Genomic DNA, 762 nt, shown 5'->3' with positions numbered 1-762 from the left:
GACCCAACTGGCCAACAACGCGCATTGCATCCGGGGATGCGATAACTACGTCATAGTTCAGGTCGCCGCCTTTCATTTCTGCAGCCAGATCGTCCATACCTACACGGTCAGCGCCGGCAGCCAGAGCGGCCTCAGCAGCTGGACCCTGGGTGAACACAGCTACGCGAACGGTCTTGCCAGTGCCGTGTGGCAGCACAGTAGCGCTACGAACAACCTGGTCAGATTTACGCGGATCAACACCCAGGTTAACAGCAACGTCGAACGACTCGCTGAACTTGACAGTCGACAGCTCAGCCAGCAGAGCAGCAGCGTCTACAAAGTTGTAGGACTTGCCTGCTTCGATTTTGCCGGCGATAGCCTTTTGACGTTTGGTCAACTTAGCCATTACACACCCTCCACGTTAAGGCCCATGCTACGAGCAGAACCGGCGATAGTACGCACGGCTGCGTCCATATCAGCTGCAGTCAGATCCGCGTTTTTGGTTTTCGCGATTTCTTCCAGCTGAGCACGGGTAACRGTGCCAACCTTAACGGTGTTYGGACGAGCGGAACCGCTRGTCAGRCCAGCAGCYTTCTTCAGCAGAACCGAAGCRGGGGTGSWCTTRGTTTCRAAAGTGAAGCTRCGGTCRCTGTAGACAGTGATGATCACWGGAGTCGGCAGACCTGGCTCAAGACCCTGAGTACGGGCGTTGAARGCCTTGCAGAAYTCCATGATGTTCACGCCGTGCTGACCCAGAGCAGGACCAACAGGTGGGCTTGGGTT

General features: G+C 56.2%; 1 protein-coding gene and 1 pseudogene. Both read right to left on the bottom strand.

Annotated elements, in window-relative coordinates:
• Positions 1-385 (bottom strand): annotated as a pseudogene (locus tag AC1DRJ_RS30745) (50S ribosomal protein L1); the annotation flags it as partial.
• A partial coding sequence (rplK, locus tag AC1DRJ_RS30740; protein ID WP_477805427.1) for a 50S ribosomal protein L11 occupies positions 385-762 on the bottom strand: 378 nt, incomplete at its 5' end. The gene rplK and the pseudogene AC1DRJ_RS30745, both read right to left, overlap by 1 nt.

The organism is Pseudomonas sp. P5_B2, from assembly GCF_056400445.1.
This window is presented reverse-complemented; position numbering and strand designations above follow the sequence as displayed.